Source organism: Arachidicoccus sp., assembly GCF_050436765.1.
In the GTDB taxonomy this organism is placed as follows: Bacteria; Bacteroidota; Bacteroidia; order Chitinophagales; family Chitinophagaceae; genus Arachidicoccus.
The window spans coordinates 1-2,336 of record NZ_JBNQGD010000250.1 but is presented as its reverse complement, the minus strand read 5'-3'; the positions used below and the strand labels follow the sequence as shown (position 1 = coordinate 2,336).

Genomic DNA, 2,336 nt, shown 5'->3' with positions numbered 1-2,336 from the left:
TCAATTTTTTGACCAGGTTTCCAGTTCCAATTAGGAAAGATATGTAAAACCGTGTTCTTTGTAAATAAGCTTTTAAATAAATAGTAAGAATCCTTTGGAAATCCTGCCATATCTACAATTCCAAAATAAGAACTACGGGCAGGATAAGGATAAGGTGTAGGCTCACCCAAATAATCAAAGCCAGTCCATATATACATGCCACTTAAATAAGGATGTTTCAATAACAATTTCAAGGATTCTTCATAAGTAGAACCCCAATTAGCACAACTATTGTCGTATGCTGAGCAAGTGAAATCAGGCGTGCCACCATTTTTTTCTCTTGTAAAACCCCACCAGTGCCTTATAGAATCAGAAGGCATTAAATATTCTCCACGCGACTGTAAAGAGGAAATAGTTTCTGTCAAAATGAATTTCTGATCCGGAAATTGTTTAGGTAATCCTTCCCATAACCAATGATGATAATTTATTCCTATCAAATCTAGCGCTCCCGTGCAGGAAATATTATTATTGGGCCCAGATTCATTCATCGCAGCCGTTATAGGTCTGTTATCAAGGCTTTTTACAATCGCAACCAAATCTCTTGTAATATTACGACCACTCGTGTCTTTGTCGCCAGTTTTCTGCTCAAGAATTTCATTGCCGATACTCCAAAGGAATACAGATGGGTGGTTGCGATCACGTAAAATCTGATCAGTTAAATCTCGTTTATGCCATTGTTTAAAATACAAATGATAATCGTATTTTGTTTTCCCCAATTCCCAGCAATCAAAAGCTTCATCAAGTACAATAAAACCCATTTTATCACAAAGATCCAACCATTCGGGTGCAGGCGGATTGTGTGACGTACGGATGCCATTAATACCCATCGATTTTAGAATTTGTAATTGGCGCTGCATAGCACGAACATTTATAGCCGAACCTAATGCACCTAAATCGTGGTGCATACAAACGCCTATAATCTTCAGGGGTTTTCCATTTAAATAAAATCCAGAATCCTTGTCAAAATGAAAAGAGCGAATGCCAAAAGTTGTCGTGTACTCATCTTGCTTTTTATTATGTACAAAAACTTGCGAAACAACTTTATACAAATTAGGATGGTCAATACTCCAGAGTAAAGGGTTTGACAAAGACAGCGAATCAGTATACGTTCGTTCTCCATCTGCACCGACGGCAATGGTCCTCGACAGTATTTTCACCACTCTACCATCTTTATCAAACAAAGTCGTTTTTAATAGTGCCCCAGTGCTATTATTTAAACTATTTTTTATATTTGTTTGAATCTTAACAAATGCCTGGCGCGAAGAGACTTTAGGCGTAATAATATATGTCCCCCATTGATCCACATATACTGAACCTTTTTTCTCCAACCATACATTACGGTAAATGCCACTACCACTATACCAACGTGAATTGGGCTGGTGATTTTTTACTAAGACCTCCAATATATTTTTTTCACCATTAAATTTCAAATAGGGGGTCATATTGTATTGAAAAGAAACATAGCCATTCGGACGATTGCCCAGTTCATGCCCATTAAGCCAAACTGTGCTGTTCATGTATACGCCATCAAAATCAATAAATATATTTTTGCCTTTATCTTTTTGAGACAAAATAAATTCCTTTCTGTACAACCCTGTCCCTCCACGCAAACAAGCACCATCATTGCCGCTAAGGCTAGCAGAATCGAAATTAAGACCAATACTCCAATCATGTGGAAGTGTTATTTCGCGCCAAGGCTTGCTGTCCAATTCCTGCGCATTATATTCGTTAGTGGTATCAAGCTTAAAAAGCCAATTCTCATTAAATTTTTCTCTATCATTTTGAGCAAAAATTTGGTTACTCGCAACCATCATTAAGCACACGAAAATGCCAAACCGTACTTTTTTCATTCGATTAAAATATTGTAAATAGATATTAAAAGTTAAAATTACAATTATTTCCTTTGCTATAAAAATAATTGTAAGATATATTCAGCATGACAGCAAAGCCCTATTCTAATAAATATTTCTAAATTTATATACGAAACGTTTTAAAAAATGCTCAATAGGTGTGGTTTATCAAGATCTTCATTACCTTCTGATATTTACATACAAGAGCCCGGTATTGCACCGGGCTCTTGTATGTAAATATCATTTTTTAATCCATTTACCTTCGGAGGTTTTCGCTTATATAATATCGAACCGTGTAACCCGATTAATAAATCAATTTATATAGATGTTATTTTCCCTTACCGTTGCATCACTTCATCTGAATGTCTACACTTGTTCCTTGTAAACCATCAGCAGAAATCTGCAAAGTAAGTTTTCCTTTGTGATGATGTGCTTTTACGATTGCCA

At 36.0% G+C, this 2,336-nt stretch carries 1 protein-coding gene; it reads right to left on the bottom strand.

Annotation, left to right across the window (positions count from 1 at the left end; genetic code table 11):
- On the bottom strand, positions 1 to 1,889 hold a 1,889-nt coding region (locus ACQR30_RS11135), incomplete at its 3' end, for a glycoside hydrolase family 2 TIM barrel-domain containing protein (protein WP_429735051.1).
- Positions 1,890 to 2,336: the final 447 nt, after the last annotated feature.